Genomic DNA, 18099 nt, shown 5'->3' on the forward strand with positions numbered 1-18099 from the left:
TGGTGTGCGGTGCCCTGTGTGCCACTACGCAAAACAACCACACATGTCTCAGCACCCCATGAGAGGCCAACTTTCGGTGAAAACACACGCCTGTGACAACAGGCCCGCACGACCGATGTCATCCGGAAGGGTGGCGCCGCAAACGCGGTGACGACGTGTCAGGCCCCCGTTTGCGGGGTGGCTTCACACGGGTGGTAGAAACACCGTACCTGTCCGAGGAGACCGAGGTAGCCGAGGTAGTCCCATGAAGTTGCGCTGCGCCGTGCTCGACGACTATCAGGACGTGGCGCTGTCGGCGGCCGACTGGTCGGGGGTGCTCGACGCGGTGGACGTGGTGCCGGTCCATGAGCACATCGCCGGTGAGGACGCGGTGGCCGAGGCGATCGGGGACTGTGAGATCGTGGTCATCATGCGGGAGCGCACTCCCTTTCCCGCGTCGCTCTATCCCCGGCTGCCACGGCTGAAGCTGCTGGTCACCACGGGGATGCGCAATGCCTCGGTGGACCTGGAGGCCGCCGCCCGGCACGGCGTCACCGTGTGCGGCACGGGCAGCGGCTCGCAACCGCCCGCCGAGCTCACCTGGGCGCTGATCCTGGGGCTCGCCCGCCATGTGGTGCCGGAGAGCACGGCGCTGCGGGACGGCGGGCCGTGGCAGAGCACCGTCGGCACCGATCTGTGCGGCCGCCGCCTGGGGTTGCTGGGTCTCGGCAGGATCGGCGCCCAGGTGGCGCGGGTCGGCCGGGCCTTCGGCATGGAGGTGGCCGCCTGGAGCGAGAACCTGACGGCCGAGCGCGCGGCGGCGGAGGGGGTCCGGGCGGCAGACTCCAAGGAGGAACTGCTGGAGACCAGTGACATCGTCTCGGTGCATCTGGTGCTCGGCGACCGCACCCGGGGGCTGCTGGGCGCGCGGGAGCTGAGGCGGATGCGTCCCACGGCGCTGCTGGTGAACACCTCCCGCGCCGCGATCGTGGACCAGGCCGCGCTCGCGCGGGCGCTGCGGGACGGCTGGATCGCGGGCGCGGGGGTCGATGTGTTCGAGCGGGAGCCGCTGCCGCCGGGCGATCCGTTCCGTACGCTGCCGAATCTGCTGGCCACTCCGCATCTCGGCTATGTCACCCGGGGCAACTACGAGCGGTTCTACCGGGATGTGGTGGAGGACATCCGCGGCTATCTGGCGGGCGAGCCGATCCGCCGGCTGACCCCGCCCGCACTGGCCGGCTGACCGCCCCGGAGCCGCGGCCCCGGGCGGGACCGATCGCGACGAGCGTCAAAAGGGCACCCTCCAGGGCGCGTTGAGGGTATCGGCGGCCGTCCGGCCTGGTTCGCACGTCCGGCGCCGGGCCATCGGCCGGCTGCCGGGGCCGAAAGCGACGCATGCCCTCCGCCCGGTGGACACTATTCCGTTTCGCCTTCGTCATACCGGACAGGCTGCCTGGCACGGACAACCCATCGGCCCGCACAACAGACCGGTGCCCGGTCCACCGACCCGGCACCGCGGACGGAGGGAACGTGGCTCACAGCACATCCGGAAAGCCGACGACCGACGGGGCACCGGCCGGGCAGCACGCCCTGCGGTACGGCGACGGAGGCGGCGGCGGAGGATCGGGGACCCCGCCACCGACCCGGCGCGGCATGCTCTCGGTGGCCGCGGCGGCCGGGCTCGGCCTGCTCGCCGGCTGCGGCGAGGAGTCGGCCGGCTCCGCCTCCGGAGCGGGCCCGCGGGGGTCCACGAAGGCGGACCGCTCCCCGTCCGCCACCCCGTCCGAGCGCTCCCCCTCGCCCACCCCGAAACCGCGGCCCGAACTGCCGCGAGGCGGCCGGGAGCTGTCCCGCTACCGGCTGGTGGGCTACTGCGGGCTGCCCGGGGCCGCCGCGCTCGGCCGGCTCGGCATCGGCGACCTCGACGACCAGGTGCGCCAGATCGAGAAGACCGCCCGGGCCTACGCGGCGGACCGGGAACCGCAGCCGGTGCTCGAACTCCTCGCGACCGTCGCCAACAGCACCGCGGGCCCCGGCGGCACCTACCGCTCACGCACCTCCCCCGACACGATCCGCCGCTTCCACGACGCGGCCAAGCGCCACCGCGCCCTGCTGCTGCTGAACATCCAGCCTGGCCGGGCCTCGGTCCTCGGCGAGGTCAAGGCGCTGCGCGAGTGGCTGGTCCATCCCGATGTCGGCATAGCCCTGGACCCGGAGTGGGAGATGGGTCCGGGCGAGGTGCCGGGGGACACCTACGGCCACACCAGCGGCCAGGAGCTCACCGATGTGGCCCGCTATCTCTCCGGGATCGTCGACGAACACGACCTGCCGCAGAAGCCGCTCGTCTTCCACCAGGTGGCCGTGTCCGTCGTCCGCGACCAGTCCGGCTTGCGCCCGCAGCCCGGTGTGGTGCTCATCAAGAGCGCGGACGGCATCGGATCGCCGGGGATGAAGCGGGACACCTGGCGGCAGCTGGTCAGGAACCAGCCCGAGGGCCTGCGCACCGGCTTCAAGCTCTTCTACGAGGAGGACACCGAGGGGAGCCGGCTGATGACCCCGGAGGAGGTGCTGGCCCTGCGGCCACGCCCGGACTACGTCATGTTCGAGTGACCGCGGCGGCCCGCGCCACGCGTTGGGCGGCCCGCGCCACGCAACGCGGCCGCCCCCGGCCGGAGGGCGGCCGGAGGCGGCTGGGGGCGGCCGGGGAAGGAGCGCTCAGGGGCGCGGCGCCGTCCGCACGGCGAGGGGTTCCCGGGCGGCGACGCCGCCGGGGCCGCGGCGGGTGAAGCGCATGGCCACACAGGCACCCGCGTACAGCACCGCCACCACCAGCAGCAGCGCCTGATAGCCCGTGAGCAGGGCCAGATACTCCAGGGTGCCGCCGAACAGGGAGCCCAGCAGGTTGGCGCCGAACGCCGCCGTGGGGTCGGCGGCCGCCGCCAGCCGGTCGGAGAAGATGAGGTTGGCGCAGAAGATGGGGGCGAAGGCCAGCGCGATCGCGGCGGCCAGCCGGGGTGCGAAGGGCAGCCCCAGCACCGCGTGGGACGGGATCAGCCAGGCGATCGCGAGGCTGGAGAAGAGCATCAGTTGCAGCACCAGCTGATTGACCCGGCGCAGCCTGCGCCGGACCTCCACCGCGCACAGCACGGCGAGCAGCACCCCCGCGAAGACCATCGCGTTGACCAGCCAGGTGGTACCGAAGTAGAGGGCGAACCCGATCACGTTCTTGGTCTCCAGCAGCATGAACGCCGCGCCGAGCAGGAACATGTCCACATAGCGGGCGGTACGCCTCAGCCGGACCCCGGTCAGCCGTACCGACACCAGCGTCACCAGCAGGATCGCGCCCAGGACCCCGATGTAGAGGGTGGGGATGGTGCGGTGCAGCAGATACGGGAAGGGGTGGTCGTCACCGGCGGCCGAGGGCACCGGACCGGAGGGGCGCCACGCGGAGGCGGTGCAGGACTGGTCGCCGGAGGTGACACCGGCCACCAGGATGGCCGCCTTCTTGCCCCCGTAGTGGGTGATGCAGGGGGCGTGTCCGAAGACGGAGGTGAGCGTGGAGCCGAACCGGTCGATGAGCCAGTTCTGCCGGTAGTAGTTGTACATGGCGAACGCGCCGCCGGGGGCGAGGTGGCGGTGTGCCGCCTCGAACGCCTCCCGGGTGAACAGATAGCTCTCCAGGCGCAGGTTGCTCGCGCCGGACACCAGGGTCAGGGAGTCCGGCAGGGCGAGGACGACCAGGTCATAGCGGGTGTTGGTGCGTTCGAGGAAGGCCCGGCCGTCGTTGATGTGCACGTGCACCCGGGGGTTGTCGTAGGGCCGGGCCGGGTGCAGTGACGCGCCGATCTCCTGCAGCCGGGGGTCGATCTCCACGGCGTCCACCCGCTGGGCGCCGTGGGCGAGCGCCATCGCCACGTCGTTGCCGTTGCCCGCCCCGATGACCAGCACCCGGCGGTGGGAGTTCCGCGGGGTCTCGCGGTAGGGCCGCTCGTACGGGGAGTCGGGGCGTCTGAGCACCTTCAGCGGGGCGATGGACTGGTGCGGTACGCCATTGGCGGAGATCTTGTAGTCCCGGCTGCCCGAGGTCGGCCTGGTGACCTCGATCTTGTAGTACGGGGACCAGGAGATGCCACTGGCCGCCGTCTCCAGCGCCAGGATGGCCACCATCAGCGCGAGCGGTACCGAATACCTGATGCTGTTGCGGCGGCCGCCGAGGGTCAGCAGCGCCGCCGCGGCGATCACCCCCCACACCACCGACGGTGCGCGCAGCCACGACAGCAGCGCGAAGGACACCGAGCCGGTGAGCGAGCCCAGCAGGTCGAAGCGGTACGCCTCCAGCGAGGGCAGCAGGCGGAACTGATCGGCCGTCATCTTGCCGATGGCCATCATGATCAGCGCGGTCAGCCCGAAGAGCACCGGCAGGGTCACCCACTGGGGCAGACCGGTGGTCTTCACGGCGGTGAAGTAGATGACCTCGCCGCTGGTCTGCCGCACCTGCACGGGGAACTCGCGCACCAGGACGACGAGAACGGCGAGCGGGACGGGCGTCCAGCGGGTCAGCCACTGCCCACGGCCGGCGGGCAGCAGGAATCCCAGGCCGATCCCGAGGAACGAGCCCAAGAGGATGAAGTTCGAGAAATAGCTCAGATGGACGATATTGGCGCCGGTCCACCGGATCAGCGCCAGCTCGACGAAGAGCATGGTGGCGCTGGCCAGCAGCAGCCTCGCGCGCACGTTTTGCGGTCCTGGGCTGTGCTCCATGTCGGCCACGCTGTCATCCGGGGCGGGGCAGGTCGAGCACCCACACGGGCCGTGCCGTCGGCCGGATGGCGGGCGTCCGGTGCATCGGAGAGTGGCCCCGGCCGCCCGTCTTCCGTCCGTGCGCTGCCCCGCCACCGCGCCACCGCCGGGGCCGTCGGCGCAGGTCAGCGGCGTGGCTTGGGGTGCGGTGCAACGGCCGTGCGGGGTGGGGTGGTCACGCCCCGGTACGTGCCCTGGGCCCACTCCCTGGGCCACCGCCGTACGGCGTTCGGGTCATGGCCGGGCCGGTGTCCGTCACCTGCCCGGGCCAACGGCGGACGCCCGCGCGGCGGAGGCGGAGGCGGATGGCGGAGCGGGGTGGCGCCGTGTGCGCCTGACGAGCACCACCGCGGCGGCCACGGTGCCGGCGAGCACACCCCAGGAGACGATGTCGCCCGTGCGGGAGTACGGGGTGCGCGAGCCGTGGGTGGGAACGTCGGCGTACCAGATCCCTGCCTCGGTGGTGGTGTCCTGCGTGGACAGCAGCCGCCCGGTGGCGTCGTAGGCGCTGGACTGGCCGTTGAAGTCCTGCCGGACCAGCGCGTAGCCGTTCTCGATCGCGCGCAGCCCGGCCATGGCGGTGTGGGTGCGCCCCATCTCGGGCCAGTCGCCGCCGGGGACGAAGACGATGTCGGCGTCGATGTGATTGCCCGCCGGGAAGTCGGCGTCGTAGCAGATGACGTTCGCCAGCCGTCCGTACGGGGTGTCGACCACGGGCACGCGGCCGTCACCGGGTGTGTAGATCTCGAGCCCGGGGATGGGCCGGGCCTTTTCGTAGTCCCACAGCTTCCTGCCGTCGGGGCCGAAGAGATGGGTCTCGTCCCTGCCGTGGGGCGCGTCCGGCAGATAGGTCAGGTCGGCCACCAGGAGGTAGACGTTCTGGGCGTCCGCCGCCGCCGATGCCTGCCGCAGGAACGCGCGGTGGTCCTCGTCGGCCACCCGCGCAGCGTTCTCCGACCAGACGACGATCCGCGCACCGGCCGCGGCCGCCCGGGCGGTCTGGCGGAAGAGGTCGTCCAGGAGCGGTCGCATGGCCCGGCGCACATCGGCCCGGTCGACGCGGCGCGGGTCGGTGACGGCGAGCCGGGAGGCACCGTGCACCGCCGTCTCGGCGTCGATGGCCGCCTGGCTCGGATTGACGCCGGCCACTTTGACGGTGTCGCCGCCGGTGTCCGTGGACATCGTGCGGAGCTGCCCGCCGACGACGATCAGCGCGACGGCCGCGGCGTAGGCGGCGGCCCAGTGGGCCGCGGGCCGGTGGAGCCCCCGCTCCCAGACCAGATTGCCGACCGTCGCTCCCGCCCCGATGACGAACGCGATGACGTACGGCCCGGTCAGCGCGGTGATCTGGAGCAGTGCGGTGCTCGCGTGCTGGGACGCGGCCCGCATGCCGTAGGCGGTGCCGAACGGGCCGTACGTGCCGAGGAGGAATTCCACGGACATGGCCGCCGCGGGGAACAGCAGCACCCGGCCGAGGGTGCCGGCGCGCGGGCCGAGCAGCCGGTCGACCACATACGGCAGACCGTAGGCCACTCCGAAGGCCACATCGCCCAGGAAGGTGAGCCAGGTGATGGGCACGGCGAGTTCGACCATCCACACCGCGGCCGACGCCACCGTCACGGCGAACACCGCGGGCAGGGCCACCAGCGGACGGGTGTGGCGCAGGAAGCCGAGGAGGAGCAGCGGCGCCACCCATGCGGCCAGGGGGACGTCGAACCGGCCGCCGACGGACAGCAAGGACGCCGCGGCGCCGCCCCACAGGCACAGCCAGGGGCGTTGAGCGGGTGGGACGAGTCGTTCGGTCATCGGGCACTCCTGTGCGCGGGCCGCGTCCCCACGGACCGGCCCGCATCGATGTGTACGATGCCCACATTGAAGGATGGAGGTGTGGACACTGTCAACATCCACTGGCTCGGGATACCACCACGGGGATCTGCGAGCGGCCCTGCTGGACTCCGCCCTGGCACTCCTCGACACCGAGGGCCCGGGTGAGCTGTCGCTGCGCGCGGTCGCCCGGCACGCCGGGGTCTCCCCGAACGCCCCCTACCGCCACTACCGCGACAAGGAGGCGCTGCTCGCCGCCCTCGCCGCCCGGGGCTTCACGGAGCTGGGCGAACGCCTCGCCGCGGTCGCCCCCGGGGACGACCCCGACGCGGAGGTCATCGCCATGGCGTGCGCGGCGGTCGACTACGCGCTGGACCACCCCGGGGTGTACCGCCTGATGTTCGGGCAGGCGTGCAGCAGCCACCCCGACGCCATCGCCGCCTCCGACGCCGCGATCGCCATCGTGGCGGAGCGCATCGCGGCCATCGCGGAACCGGAGCGGCGCGAGCCACTGCGGATCGGGATCTGGGCCCTCGTCCACGGGCTGAGCACACTGCTGCTCGACGAACGGCTCGGCACACCGACACGCGCAGAGGCCGACGCCCTGGTGGAGACGGTGGTGCGCACCATGCTGGGCGCCGGCCCCGAGCGGCCGGACGGGGGATCCGCTGCCGGGTGAACACCACGCCGATCAGCGGACGACGTTCACCGGGTCAGCTCCCCCCGGTGGCGTAGAACGGCTTGCACACAGTGCCCACGTAGTCCGTGGCGATCTCCAGCACTCGGCTGCCGTCCGCCGAGGGCAGCAGCGCCGAACTGTAGTTGGGGCACCAGTCGACCACCTTGGAGTCCACCCGCACCGGTGCGGAGATCGAACGCCAGGCTCCGGTGCCGCCGTTGCTGTTGGTCCAGACGGTGGCACCGCTGCCGACGGCGGTGGTGCCGTCGGCGTTGTTCAGGACCTGGCCGATGAGGAACAGCTTGCCCCGGGGATTTCCGGGCTCAGGGGCCCAGGCGAGGTTCGGCGTATGGGTGAAGTACTTCCCGTCGGCGGTCTCGGGGCGGTAGCCGAGGTGAGCGGGGTCGCCCCAGTTCCAGCCGTCCCACGAGGTCCGGTAGTGGACCACGCATGAGTACTGCCCCTGGGCGGCGCAGATCTCGTACGCCATGAAGTACTGGCCGTCGGGCAGCTTGCGCACGATGGGCATACCGGGCCGGTCGGAGGCGAGGTTGCTGGCGACGGTGGCGTGGTGGCCCGTCCAGGTGGTCCCGTTCGCGCTGCGGGCGGCGACCAGCTTCTGGCTGTGCGCGGGGTCGGTCTCGTCCGAGTAGTGGGCCACCAGCCGCCCGCTGGAGTCGATGGAGAACTCCGGCTCCCACAGCCCCTTGGTGTTGGGGGCGGTGGCCACGGTGGACAGATAGGACCAGGTACGGCCCTGGTTGTTGCTGCGGAAGACCCGGATGGCCATCCGGCGGTCCGGTTCGTCCTGGCCGATGGAGGCCGCCCACAGCAGGGTCCCGGCGGGCATGCTGCCGACCGCCCGCGGCAGTTCGTACAGGGTGGCGCAGCATTCGCCCTGTCCACCGGACGCCTCGGGGTCGGCCACCTCGCCCACCTGCCGGAAGGTGGCGCCGTCGTCGGTGCTCTCGTAGATGGCACCGAGCCCGTCCGAGTCGCGGAAGGTGACCACCGAGGCGAGGATGCGGCCGTTGGCAGCGCCGTTGTGCTGGAGGCGCAGGGCGCGGGGGTAGAGGCCGGTGCCGTCGCGCAGCAAGGTCCCGGAGGCGGCCGCGGCCGGGGGTGCCTGGACGGCCAGGAGCGAGCCCAGGACGGCCAGGAGGGTCAGCAGGGTGGGCAGGAGGTGTCTTCGGTACGGCGTGGTCATGCACGCTCCCTCGGGAGGAGTGGTGAAGGGGGGAGAGGGGCCCGGGCCCGGCGTGGCGCAACGCTAGAGAGAATTTCCAACGTTGTAAATCCCTCGCGCAGGCTTCCGCGAGGGCCGAGCGGAGGCCGAGGCGGGACCGAGTCGGGGGTCGCGCTGTCGCGAAGTGCCCGGGACCGGTCTCGCCCCGGCCGGGGCACCGGGCCGGGGGCGGCGTGCGCCTCCGGCCCGTTACGCCACGGCGCAACGGGGCGGTCGGGGCGGTGCGGTCAGTGCTCCTGGGCGGTGGGGCGCACCATGATCTCGTTGACGGCGGCACGCGAGGGTTGGGTGACCATGAAGGCGATCGCGCGGGCGATGTCCTCGGGGTGCAGCCAGGACTCGCGCGGCATGCCGCGCGCGGCGGTGGCCACCGCGCTGTCGGCCGTCAGCTCCGTGGCGACCACGCCCGGCTCGACCAGCCCCACCCGGACACCGCGGGCGGTCACCTCCTGGCGCATGGCCTCGCTCAAGGCGCCCACCGCGTGTTTGGTGGCCGAGTAGACGCCGTTGCCGGGCCGTGCCAGCCGGCCAGCCACCGAGCTGACGTTCACCAGGTCCGCCACCCCGCGCGGGCCGTCGGACGCCGTCCGCAGCAGATGCGGCAGCGCCTGCTGGGAGGTGTGCAGCACGGCCCGGACGTTGAGGTCGATCATCCGCTCCCAGCCCTCGGGCTCGCTCTCCTCGACCTTGCCGGTCGCCGCATAGCCGGCGTTGTTCACCAGCACATCGAGCCGTCCGCACTGCTCGACGGCGTCCTCGACGCACTGGCGGGCCTGCGCCGCGTCCTGCAGATCGGCGGTGAGGACGGCGCAGGAGCGGCCCTCCTTCCGGACGGTGGCGGCCAGGTCCTCCAGCCGTTCGGTGCGGCGGGCCACCAGCGCGAGATCGGCTCCCTGCCGGGCCAGCGCCAAGGCGGTGGCCGCTCCGATACCGCTGGAGGCGCCGGTCACCAGCGCGGTGCAGCCCGACAGCGGGCCGTAGGAGGGCGCGGCTTCTCCGGCGTGCCGGTCGTTCCCGGTGTTCATTTCCGTCACCCAGGCTCCCAGGTCTTACGGAGGGTGGGGCCACGGGGTCACGTGGCCCGGGGTCTGGATCGGGTACCCCGGCGGAGGCCGCCCATCGCCCCCGTTCCTTCTTCTCCGCGGACTTCTCCGGGGACTCCTCCGGGGACTTCTCAGCGGACTTCTCAGCGGAAGGCGCCGCTGTAGGCGTTGAGCGCGGGCTGGCCACCGAGGTGGGCGTAGAGCACGTTGGAGTCCTTGGGTATGTCGCCGTCGCGGACGAGGTCGATGAGCCCGGCCATGGACTTGCCCTCGTAGACCGGGTCGAGGATCACCCCTTCGAGGCTTCCGGTGAGCCGGATCGCCTCGAGGGTGGAGTCGACCGGGACGCCGTAGAGGTCCCCGGCCCAGCCCTCCAGCACGGTGATCTCCTCATCGCGCAGCTCCCGGCCAAGACCGATCAGCCCGGCGGTCTCGCGTGCGATCTTCTCCACCTGGGCGCGGGTCTCGGCCGGCTTGGCGGAGGCGTCGATGCCCAGGACCCGGCGGGGGCGGTCCTGGCCCGCGAAGCCCGCGATCATGCCCGCCTGGGTTGAGCCGGTGACGCTGCACACCACGATGGTGTCGAAGAAGACCCCCAGCTCCCGCTCCTGCGCCTGGACCTCCCGCGCCCAGTTGGCGAAGCCCAGGCCGCCCAGCGGATGGTCGGAGGCCCCGGCGGGGATCGGGTACGGCGTGCCGCCCGCGGCGCGGACGTCCTCCAGGGCCTGCGTCCAGCTGTCCTTGAAGCCGATGCCGAATCCGGCGTCGACCAGCTCCACCCGCGCGCCCATGATCCGGGAGAGCAGGATGTTGCCCACCTTGTCGTTGACCGAGTCGGGCCAGTCCACCCAGCTCTCCTGCACCAGGACCGCCTTCAGCCCCAGCTTCGCCGCCACCGCGGCGACCTGGCGGGTGTGGTTGGACTGCACACCGCCGATGCTCACCAGGGTGTCCGCGCCCTTCCGGAGCGCGTCGGGGACGAGGTACTCCAGCTTGCGGGTCTTGTTGCCGCCGAAGGCCAGTCCGCTGTTGCAGTCCTCGCGCTTGGCCCAGACGCGCGCCCCGCCGAGACGCTCGCTCAGCCGGTCCAGGGGGTGGATCGGGCTGGGGCCGAACAGCAGGGGGTGGCGCTCGAAGTCATCGAGGGGCATGGGTGACTCCCTGTGGGTGGTGCCGGATGTCCGCCGATCCCTACCCCGCCCCTCCCCCTCGGTACACGAGTCACCTCCACCGTCCCCTCGGCACACACTCCACCGTCCGCTCGGCACCCGAGCCGAGCCCTCCCGGCCCCTCCCCGGCCGCCCCGTCAGTACCCGACCGGCGTATGCCAGTAGGCCGTTGGGGTCCCGCTGCTGTCCAGCCTGAGCACCCTGCCGCCGGGTCGCGGCGACGATCTGTGCCTGAGCCCTCATACCGCCGAGACGGCGCTCGACCGCCGAGTCCACCCCGTCCGCCCCACTCGCCCAGGGAGCCGAGACCATGCCCCAGTACTTCCGCGACTCGCCCGAGTCTCTCGTTCCCGACGCGCTCGCGGGCTTCGCCGCCGCCCATGCCGATCTCGTCGCCTACCACCCCGACCACGGATACTTCCGCACCCGCCACACCGCACCCACCCGCCGCGTCGGGCTGGTCTCGGGCGGCGGCTCCGGCCATGAACCGCTGCACTCCGGCTTCCTCGGGACGGGGATGCTGGACGCCGCCTGCCCCGGGCGGATCTTCGCCTCGCCCCACAACCGGCAGATCTTCGAGGCCAGCCGGGCCGTCGCCCGGCCCGACGGGGTGCTGCACATCGTCAAGAACTACACCGGCGACCGCATCAACTTCGGCATCGCCGCCGAGCGCCTGGCCCACGAGGGCATCCACTGCGCCCGGGTCCTCATCGACGACGACCTCGCCACCGACTCCGACGACATCGCGGTCGGCCGCCGCGGCACCGGCGCCACCCTGATCGTCGAGAAGATCCTCGGCGCCGCCGCCGACGAGGGGCGCGGCCTGGAGGACCTGGTCGCGCTCGGCACCGATGTGACCCGGCGGGCCCGCAGCCTCGCCGTCGCCGCGGCCGCCCACACCACGCCCCAGTCCGGGACACCGGCCTTCACCCTGCCCGACAACGTCCTGGAGTTCGGGGTCGGCATCCACGGCGAGCGGGCCGAGGGGACCACCCCGCACGCACCGCTCGGCAAGCTGGTCGAGACCATGGCCGACCAGCTGCTTGCCGCGCTGCCCGACAGCGCCGGAACACGGGTGCTCGCCCTGGTCAACGGGCTGGGCTCGATCACCTCGCTGGAGCTGTACGGCATCCGCCACGCGGTCGCCAAGGCCCTGGACGACCGCGGTGTCGGGCTCGACCGCTCCCTGACCGGCACCTTCGTGAGCGCCCTGGACATGCGGGGCTTCTCGCTGACCCTGTTCGCCACCGACGCGGAGGCGCTGCGGCTGTGGGACGCCCCCGCCCGCACCCCCGCCTGGCCCCTGTGATCCGACCGGCCCCCGTGACCCCGCCACCACCTTGAGGAGTTGCCCCGCCCATGCCCGACCAGCCCGGCCCCAAGGGCCTCACCCACACCGCCGTCATGGACTGGATGACCCGGTTCGCCGCCACCGTACGTTCCGTGGAGCCCGAGCTCACCGCGCTCGACCAGAAGGCGGGCGACGGGGACTTCGGCGCCAATCTGGTCACCGGGATGGACGGTGTCCGCCGCGCGCTGGACGCCCTGGCGGCGGGCGCGGGGAACGGCGAGCGGGACCGGAGGGGCCCGGACGCACCGCTGGACGCCGCCGCACGGGTCTTCCTCGACGACGTGGGCGGCACCAGCGGCCCCCTGTTCGGGCTGCTCTTCCAGGAGCTCGCCGACGCGCTGGGGATGGCCGCCGACCCGCCCGGGACCGCGGCGCTGGCCCTCGGCACCGCCGCGGGCGCGGCCGCGATCCAGCGGGTCGGCGAGGCCGAGGTGGGCGACAAGACGATGGTGGACGCCCTCGTCCCCGCCGCGCGCGCCCTCGCCTCCTGCGCACCCACCGCCGACCCCGCGCACGCGCTCCATGTGGCCGCGGTGGCGGCCCACCAGGGCGCCCGCTCCACGACCGATCTGCGCGCCCGCCGTGGGCGCGCCAGCTACACCGGCGACCATTCGCGCGGCGTGCCGGACCCGGGCGCCCTGGCCATCGCCCTGCTGTTCGCCTCCGCACACGCCGAGCTCACCTCGCTCAGCCGGCTCCCCGTGTCCTGAGGAGGAAGGCCGAGGCCATGAGGGGATCCCCGGGACGTGCCGCCCGCCGGTGAACACCGCGGCCGGGCCGCACGTACTGGGATCCGAGTCCCGGGCCGCATGAGCGGAGCGGAGCGGGGCAGACGACCAGGATTCCACTGTCGGCTCGATCGAAGGTGTCCGGGAGAATCTGTGCAGCAGGAGACCTCCACCCGTGTGACCACACCACCGGCCGTTCCACGGCCGCGCGATGGCGGCGCGTCCGGGGGCCGGACGCGCGACCCGTACTTCGACAACGCGAAGTACCTCACCATCGTGCTGGTGGCGTGTGGCCACGCATGGGAACCGCTCACCTACGGCAGCCGGGCGGCCACCGCGATCTACCTGATGGTGTACGCGTTCCACATGCCCGCGTTCGCCCTCATATCGGGCTACTTCTCGCGGAGTTTCGACATGGCGCCGGGGCGGGTGAAGCGGCTGCTCTCGGGTGTCGTGGTGCCGTACGTGGTCTTCGAGGTGGCGTACACGCTCTTCTACCGCTGGGCGCAGGACGATCCGGGCTATCCGATCAGCCTGCTCGACCCCTGGTATGTGATGTGGTTCCTGGCCGCGCTGTTCATCTGGCGGATCACCACCCCGCTGTGGCTCGCGCTGCGCCATCCGGTGCCGGTCGCGCTGGCGGTGGCCGCGCTGGCCTCGATCTCGCCGGAGGCGGGCGGCGATCTCGGTTTCCAGCGGGTGCTGGCGTTCCTCCCGTTCTTCGTGGTCGGGCTCACCCTGCGCCCGGACCACTTCACCCGGCTGCGGACCCGGCGGGTCCGGCTGGCCGCCCTTCCGGTGGCGGCCTTCGCCCTGGGCACGGCGTACGCGGTGGCGCCCTGGATGGACGCCGAGTGGTTCTACCACCGCAAGAGCGTCGCCAAGCTGGACGGCGTGCCGTCCTGGGCCGGTCTGCTCACCACGCCCGCCCTCTTCGGTCTGGCGCTGGTGCTGACGGCCTGCTTCCTGGCCTGGGTACCGGGGCGCCGGACCTGGTTCACCGCGCTCGGCTCGGGCACGCTCTACGGCTATCTGCTGCACGGCTTCATCATCAAGTCGTCCCGTTTCTGGGACTGGTACGACCATCCGTGGCTGCACACCCCGCTCGGGGAGCTCACCGTCACGGCGGCCGCAGTGCTCATGATCACCGCACTGTGCACGGAACCGGTGCGACGGGTCCTGCGCGCTCTGGTGGAGCCACGCATGGACTGGGCGTTCCGGCGCACCGGTTCGTCAGCCGCTTCCTGAGGGCGGGGCGCTTCCCGAGGGCAGTGGGGCGCTTCCTCGTCGGCGGCCCGGAACCGCCGTCAGCGGCGGCGGACCTTCACGGTGTTGTCGGTGCGGGTGGCCGGCTTTCCTTCGGGGTCGGTCATCTTCTCCTCGTGCACCTCGCTGACGAGGACGTCCCACTCCCCGTCCGCGAGGTCCAGCCCGGCGAGCACCTCCTCGGGGGTGGGGAAGTGGAAGTCCGGGTCGGGGTCCGTCACCCAGGACGGGAATCCGGCGTGTCCGGTGATCAGCAGCACTCCGCCCGGTGCGACGGCACCCGCGGCGCCGCGCAGGATCCGCTCCCGGGGCAGCTCGAGCCAGGAGTGGAGGAAGTGGGCGGAGACCAGGTCGAAGGTGCCGGCCGGGAAGGACACGGACAGATCGTGCGGCTGCCATGCGATGCGGTCGCCGACACCTTCCGACGCCGCGTGTCCGGCGCCGCGGTCCAGGGCCACCTGGGAGACGTCGACGGCGGTGACCCGCCAGCCCTGCCGGGCGAGCCAGATGGCGTCGGCGCCCTCGCCGCAGCCCAGGTCCAGTGCGTGGCCGGGGGTCAGCCCGGTGACCTCGCGCACCAGGGCGGCGTTGGGCCTGCCGCTCCAGACGCGTTCCTCGGCGCCGTAGAAGGTGTCCCAGAACTCCCCGTGGGTGGTGCCGGGCGGGATGTCGGGCTTGGTGGTCATATCGGATGCGCTCCCTTCGTTGGGTCAAGAGAGTGCGTCCGGCCGTGGCCACTTGACAAACTTCTTTGCCGGGGTGGCAAATGAAGGCATGGCTGACGAAGACCTCACCGAGGTGCTGACCGCCGTAGGACCCCGGCTGCGGGCGCTGCGGCGCACCCGTGGCACCACCCTCGCCCAGCTCAGCGAGACGACGGGCATCTCGCTGAGCACCCTGTCGCGGCTGGAGTCGGGGCAGCGCAAACCGACCCTGGAGCTGCTGCTGCCGCTGGCCAAGGCGTACGGAGTGCAGCTGGACGAGCTGGTGGGGGCGCCGGCCACCGGGGATCCCCGCGTCCATCCACGGCCGTTCACCCGGCACGGCCAGACGTTCATTCCGCTGACCCGCTATCTGGGCGGGCTGCACGCGTACAAGCAGATCATGCCGCCCCGGCCGCGGGACAGGAGCGACGAACCGCTGGAGCAGCGGGTGCACGAGGGCTATGAGTGGCTCTATGTGCTCTCCGGGCGGCTACGGCTGGCGCTGGGCGAGCACGATCTGGTGCTCACGGCCGGCGAGGCCGCCGAATTCGACACCCGCACCCCCCATGGCTTCGCCAGCGCCGGGGACCAGCCGGTGGAGTTCCTCTCCCTGTTCGGGGCGCAGGGCGAGCGCATCCATGTCCGCGCCCGCCCCGCCGGTACCTGACCCGCCCCCGTTGTACGCCCCGGGGTGTTCACCCCGAGGGCTCGTCCGGGACGGGCTGCTCGGGGTGCACGCTCCCGGTCTGCGGCCTCCCCTGCCGTCCGGTGCCGGACTCGTCCGTCTCGGGGACGTCGTCCGCGTCGTCCGGCTCGTCGCCGGCGCCCGCCACGTCCAGGTGGTCGGGCCCGTCCTGCGCCTGCTGGTCGGGGAAGTCCCTGGGGATACCGCCCCGCTCCTCGCGTTCCTCCGGTCGCCGGTCGTCGCTCACGATGCCGCTCCTTTCGTCGATTCGTCGATGGAGGGGGCACAGCAGAGGCGATTACCCACGAGCGCCGGGCGGATGCACGGCCGGCCGGTCCGATGCCGTCATCCGTGCGCGCGGCCGGTCACTCCCCGCGCTCCAGCACATACAGCTCCGGCAGGTTGACCACGATGGCCTCCTGGGTGCTGCGGGCGATGACCACCACCGCCTCGTCGTCGGGGTCCGGGTTCTCCTCCCGGTGCGGCACATAGGGCGGTACGAAGATGTAGTCACCGGGCCGGGTGCGCAGCCGCACCTCCTCGACCTGTCCGTCCCGCTCCTCGGCGAAGACGAACTCGGGGTGGCCCCGCACCACGAAGATGGCCGTCTCGGACGCGCCGTGGTGGTGATTGTCGGAGGCGGTGTCCGGCGCCACATGGGTCTGGCCCATCCAGAGCCGCTCGGACCCCACCGACTGACCGCTGATCGCGGCGAACCGCCGCATGCCCTCGGTCTGGGCGGTGCCGGGGTCGACGTCCTCGGTGCGGATGTGGTGCAGACGCGACCGCAACGGACCGTCGGGGCCGGTGGCCTTCAGATGGGGGTGGAACGCGTCATGCTGCTGCGCGGGGTCGCCGCCGGGCGTCGTCATGCCCCGACCGTAGAAAGCACCGGCAATGGATGTCAACAGGTGTCCTTTCGCTCACCAGGCACAACACCGTGGAATCCACGCTGCATAATGGCCGTATGCAGATCTCGGCGAAGGCGGACTACGCGGTCCGGGCGCTGGCGGAGCTGGCCGCGGACACCGGCAGGCCACTCACGTGTGAGGCGATAGCGACCTCCCAGGACATCCCCTTCCGGTTCCTCAAGGCCGTCTTCCGCGATCTGCGCCAGGCCGGTCTGGTGCGCAGCCAGCGCGGCTGCGAGGGTGGCTACTGGCTCGCCCGCGACCCCGCCGAGACCACACTCGCGGACATCGTGCTCGCGGTGGACGGGGCGTTCCTGACGCTGCGCGGCGAGCGGCTGGACGACCTCGGCTACCGCGGCCCGGCGGCCGGGCTGCCCGGGGTGTGGCGCGGGATGGAGGACCATGTGCGCCAGGTGCTGACCTCCACCGCCCTGAGCGATCTGGTCCGCGAGCGGCTGGCCGCATGACGTCCGCGAGCCCGGACCGGCCCCGGAGCGCCGAGACGGACGGCGACGGGGCCGTCGACATCGTGGAGTACACCGATCCGGCCTGCCCGTGGGCATGGGGTTCCGAGCCCGCGTTCCGCCTGCTGCGGGCGCTCACCGCGGGGCGGGCCCGCTGGCGCCGGGTGTTCGGCATCCTCTTCGACGAGGACGACGATCCGGCGCCGGATCCGGCCGCCGAGACCGCCTGGTACGGCCGCTACATCGCCGATATCGCCCGCCACACGCGGGCGCCCTACGCCCACCGGCTGCGCTGGGTGGCGGCCACCAGCCGGCCGGCCTCGCTCGCCGCGAAGGCGGCCGAGCGGCAGGGTGCGACGGCCGCGGAGCGGGTGCTGCGGCGGCTGCGCGAGACCACGTTCGTGCTGGGCACTCCGGCCGATACGGCGGAGCGGGTGCTCGGCGCCCTGGCCGGCCTCGACGGAGTCGATGTGGGGCGGCTGGGCGCGGAGATGGGCGACCCGGAGGTGGTGGCGGCCGTCCGGCGGGACCACGCCGAGGCCCGTGACCCCATCCCGGAGGCGCGCGCCTTCCACGCCCCGGGGCCGCATGGCACGGGGGTGAAGGAAACCGACGACGGGGTGCGCTACGCGCTGCCCACGCTGGTGTTCTCCGGCCCCGGCGGGCGCGTGGCCGCACCCGGCAGGCGGAGCATGGCCGAGTACCTGGCGGCGCTGCGCACGGTGGCTCCCCGTCAGCTCTGGGAGGCGGCCCCGATCGGCCCCGAGGAGGCCCTGGCCGAGTACCGCAGCCTGACCGGGCCCGATCTGGCCCTGCTGACGGGGGGAACCACTCCCCCGCCCACGGCCGTACGGCTGGATACGGCGGGCGGGCCGCTGTGGCTGCACCCGGACGAGGCGGCCACCCATCCGGCGCTCATCGCCGCCGCGGAGCCGAAAAGCCCCAGGTCGTAGCCATCTTGGCCAATGAGACATCGAAAGGTGTCCATTGACTTCGCCGGTCCTCGGCCCTCACCATGGGCACATGCTGACGACGCACCCCGGTGTGGTGTGCCGATACGTGGACTTCCGGCGCACCGCCAGCGCCATCTGTCGCTGATCGCCCTCTTCCGCTTTCGCGATCCGCCACGGTCCGCCGCGTCCTGAGCGCCTCGTGCCGCTCGTATCCCTGGTTTCCCTCGTTCTCCTCCCCGGGCCCACCGCTTCCGGCCTTCATGACCGCTGCCCGTCCGCGTGCCCCTCGCTGACGTG

General features: G+C 72.5%; 17 protein-coding genes. 9 read left to right on the forward strand and 8 right to left on the reverse strand.

Annotated features, from left to right (window positions below):
- Nucleotides 1-244 precede the first annotated feature (244 nt).
- Both IEJ02_RS01555 and IEJ02_RS01560 read left to right on the forward strand, forming a co-directional pair.
- The gene (locus tag IEJ02_RS01555; RefSeq protein WP_191062960.1) at nucleotides 245-1222 is read left to right on the forward strand and encodes a D-2-hydroxyacid dehydrogenase family protein; all 978 of its coding nucleotides are present in this window, start codon (nucleotides 245-247) and stop codon (nucleotides 1220-1222) included.
- A gap of 287 nt (nucleotides 1223-1509) precedes the next feature.
- Nucleotides 1510-2589, forward strand: coding sequence for a hypothetical protein (locus tag IEJ02_RS01560; protein ID WP_191062961.1), 1080 nt, complete (start codon nucleotides 1510-1512; stop codon nucleotides 2587-2589).
- Between the two features lie 105 nt (nucleotides 2590-2694).
- Here the strand turns inward: IEJ02_RS01560 and IEJ02_RS01565 are convergent, their stop codons facing one another.
- Both IEJ02_RS01565 and IEJ02_RS01570 read right to left on the reverse strand, forming a co-directional pair.
- On the reverse strand, nucleotides 2695-4713 hold the full coding sequence (locus IEJ02_RS01565; protein WP_317985695.1) for a spermine/spermidine synthase domain-containing protein: 2019 nt from the start codon (nucleotides 4711-4713) through the stop codon (nucleotides 2695-2697).
- A gap of 321 nt (nucleotides 4714-5034) precedes the next feature.
- Nucleotides 5035-6585 carry a nitrilase-related carbon-nitrogen hydrolase gene (locus IEJ02_RS01570; RefSeq protein ID WP_191062963.1) on the reverse strand — a complete coding sequence of 517 codons (1551 nt, stop codon included), beginning with the start codon at nucleotides 6583-6585 and terminating at the stop codon, nucleotides 5035-5037.
- Between the two features lie 79 nt (nucleotides 6586-6664).
- On the opposite strand from IEJ02_RS01570, the gene IEJ02_RS01575 reads away from it, so the two are divergent.
- Nucleotides 6665-7282, forward strand: coding sequence for a TetR/AcrR family transcriptional regulator (locus IEJ02_RS01575; protein WP_191062964.1), 618 nt, complete (start codon nucleotides 6665-6667; stop codon nucleotides 7280-7282).
- A 34-nt stretch (nucleotides 7283-7316) separates the two neighbouring features.
- Here the strand turns inward: IEJ02_RS01575 and IEJ02_RS01580 are convergent, their stop codons facing one another.
- The 3 genes from IEJ02_RS01580 to IEJ02_RS01590 all read right to left on the reverse strand — a co-directional run bounded on the left by IEJ02_RS01580 (nucleotide 7317) and on the right by IEJ02_RS01590 (nucleotide 10722).
- A complete protein-coding gene (locus tag IEJ02_RS01580) occupies nucleotides 7317-8489 on the reverse strand; it encodes a sialidase family protein (RefSeq protein ID WP_191062965.1) in 1173 nt (390 codons plus the stop codon).
- A 266-nt stretch (nucleotides 8490-8755) separates the two neighbouring features.
- Nucleotides 8756-9553, reverse strand: coding sequence for an SDR family oxidoreductase (locus IEJ02_RS01585; RefSeq protein WP_191063114.1), 798 nt, complete (start codon nucleotides 9551-9553; stop codon nucleotides 8756-8758).
- 161 nt (nucleotides 9554-9714) lie between these two features.
- On the reverse strand, nucleotides 9715-10722 hold the full coding sequence (locus IEJ02_RS01590) for a 1-aminocyclopropane-1-carboxylate deaminase (protein ID WP_191062966.1): 1008 nt from the start codon (nucleotides 10720-10722) through the stop codon (nucleotides 9715-9717).
- 328 nt (nucleotides 10723-11050) lie between these two features.
- Between IEJ02_RS01590 and IEJ02_RS01595 the strand changes: the two genes are divergently transcribed.
- From IEJ02_RS01595 to IEJ02_RS01605, 3 genes are all read left to right on the forward strand, one after another.
- Nucleotides 11051-12049, forward strand: a complete 999-nt coding sequence (locus tag IEJ02_RS01595) for a dihydroxyacetone kinase subunit DhaK (RefSeq protein ID WP_137976273.1) — start codon at nucleotides 11051-11053, stop codon at nucleotides 12047-12049.
- A gap of 50 nt (nucleotides 12050-12099) precedes the next feature.
- Nucleotides 12100-12801 (forward strand): dihydroxyacetone kinase subunit DhaL, encoded by a 702-nt coding sequence (gene dhaL, locus IEJ02_RS01600; RefSeq protein ID WP_191062967.1) that lies wholly within the window; start codon nucleotides 12100-12102, stop codon nucleotides 12799-12801.
- Nucleotides 12802-12972: 171 nt separating this feature from the next.
- Nucleotides 12973-14067 carry an acyltransferase family protein gene (locus IEJ02_RS01605; RefSeq protein WP_191062968.1) on the forward strand — a complete coding sequence of 365 codons (1095 nt, stop codon included), beginning with the start codon at nucleotides 12973-12975 and terminating at the stop codon, nucleotides 14065-14067.
- 59 nt (nucleotides 14068-14126) lie between these two features.
- Here the strand turns inward: IEJ02_RS01605 and IEJ02_RS01610 are convergent, their stop codons facing one another.
- Nucleotides 14127-14771 (reverse strand): class I SAM-dependent methyltransferase, encoded by a 645-nt coding sequence (locus IEJ02_RS01610; RefSeq protein WP_191062969.1) that lies wholly within the window; start codon nucleotides 14769-14771, stop codon nucleotides 14127-14129.
- Between the two features lie 88 nt (nucleotides 14772-14859).
- Here IEJ02_RS01610 and IEJ02_RS01615 point away from each other — a divergent pair, with 88 nt between their 5' ends.
- A complete protein-coding gene (locus IEJ02_RS01615) occupies nucleotides 14860-15456 on the forward strand; it encodes a helix-turn-helix domain-containing protein (protein ID WP_191062970.1) in 597 nt (198 codons plus the stop codon).
- A 28-nt stretch (nucleotides 15457-15484) separates the two neighbouring features.
- Here IEJ02_RS01615 and IEJ02_RS01620 read toward each other — a convergent pair whose 3' ends face one another.
- The gene (locus tag IEJ02_RS01620; RefSeq protein ID WP_191062971.1) at nucleotides 15485-15721 is read right to left on the reverse strand and encodes a hypothetical protein; all 237 of its coding nucleotides are present in this window, start codon (nucleotides 15719-15721) and stop codon (nucleotides 15485-15487) included.
- A gap of 118 nt (nucleotides 15722-15839) precedes the next feature.
- On the reverse strand, nucleotides 15840-16346 hold the full coding sequence (locus IEJ02_RS01625; protein WP_191062972.1) for a cupin domain-containing protein: 507 nt from the start codon (nucleotides 16344-16346) through the stop codon (nucleotides 15840-15842).
- 95 nt (nucleotides 16347-16441) lie between these two features.
- On the opposite strand from IEJ02_RS01625, the gene IEJ02_RS01630 reads away from it, so the two are divergent.
- The gene (locus IEJ02_RS01630) at nucleotides 16442-16852 is read left to right on the forward strand and encodes an RrF2 family transcriptional regulator (protein ID WP_037959306.1); all 411 of its coding nucleotides are present in this window, start codon (nucleotides 16442-16444) and stop codon (nucleotides 16850-16852) included.
- On the forward strand, nucleotides 16849-17802 hold the full coding sequence (locus IEJ02_RS01635) for a DsbA family oxidoreductase (protein WP_191062973.1): 954 nt from the start codon (nucleotides 16849-16851) through the stop codon (nucleotides 17800-17802). Before IEJ02_RS01630 ends, IEJ02_RS01635 begins: the two co-directional genes overlap by 4 nt.
- The last annotated feature ends 297 nt before the right edge of the window (nucleotides 17803-18099 follow it).

The sequence above is a fragment of the Streptomyces sp. 5-10 genome, assembly GCF_014712245.1.
Lineage (GTDB): Bacteria > Actinomycetota > Actinomycetes > Streptomycetales > Streptomycetaceae > Streptomyces > Streptomyces violaceusniger.

What these genes read in the sequence shown, in the direction of transcription:
- IEJ02_RS01555 (WP_191062960.1), top strand. Translation starts at nt 245, where the DNA reads ATGAAGTTGCGCTGCGCCGTGCTCGACGACTATCAGGACGTGGCGCTG.
- IEJ02_RS01585 (WP_191063114.1), bottom strand. Translation starts at nt 9,553, where the DNA reads ATGAACACCGGGAACGACCGGCACGCCGGAGAAGCCGCGCCCTCCTAC.
- IEJ02_RS01570 (WP_191062963.1), bottom strand. Translation starts at nt 6,585, where the DNA reads ATGACCGAACGACTCGTCCCACCCGCTCAACGCCCCTGGCTGTGCCTG.
- IEJ02_RS01595 (WP_137976273.1), top strand. Translation starts at nt 11,051, where the DNA reads ATGCCCCAGTACTTCCGCGACTCGCCCGAGTCTCTCGTTCCCGACGCG.
- IEJ02_RS01580 (WP_191062965.1), bottom strand. Translation starts at nt 8,489, where the DNA reads ATGACCACGCCGTACCGAAGACACCTCCTGCCCACCCTGCTGACCCTC.
- IEJ02_RS01635 (WP_191062973.1), top strand. Translation starts at nt 16,849, where the DNA reads ATGACGTCCGCGAGCCCGGACCGGCCCCGGAGCGCCGAGACGGACGGC.
- IEJ02_RS01610 (WP_191062969.1), bottom strand. Translation starts at nt 14,771, where the DNA reads ATGACCACCAAGCCCGACATCCCGCCCGGCACCACCCACGGGGAGTTC.
- IEJ02_RS01590 (WP_191062966.1), bottom strand. Translation starts at nt 10,722, where the DNA reads ATGCCCCTCGATGACTTCGAGCGCCACCCCCTGCTGTTCGGCCCCAGC.
- IEJ02_RS01630 (WP_037959306.1), top strand. Translation starts at nt 16,442, where the DNA reads ATGCAGATCTCGGCGAAGGCGGACTACGCGGTCCGGGCGCTGGCGGAG.
- dhaL (WP_191062967.1), top strand. Translation starts at nt 12,100, where the DNA reads ATGCCCGACCAGCCCGGCCCCAAGGGCCTCACCCACACCGCCGTCATG.
- IEJ02_RS01625 (WP_191062972.1), bottom strand. Translation starts at nt 16,346, where the DNA reads ATGACGACGCCCGGCGGCGACCCCGCGCAGCAGCATGACGCGTTCCAC.
- IEJ02_RS01615 (WP_191062970.1), top strand. Translation starts at nt 14,860, where the DNA reads ATGGCTGACGAAGACCTCACCGAGGTGCTGACCGCCGTAGGACCCCGG.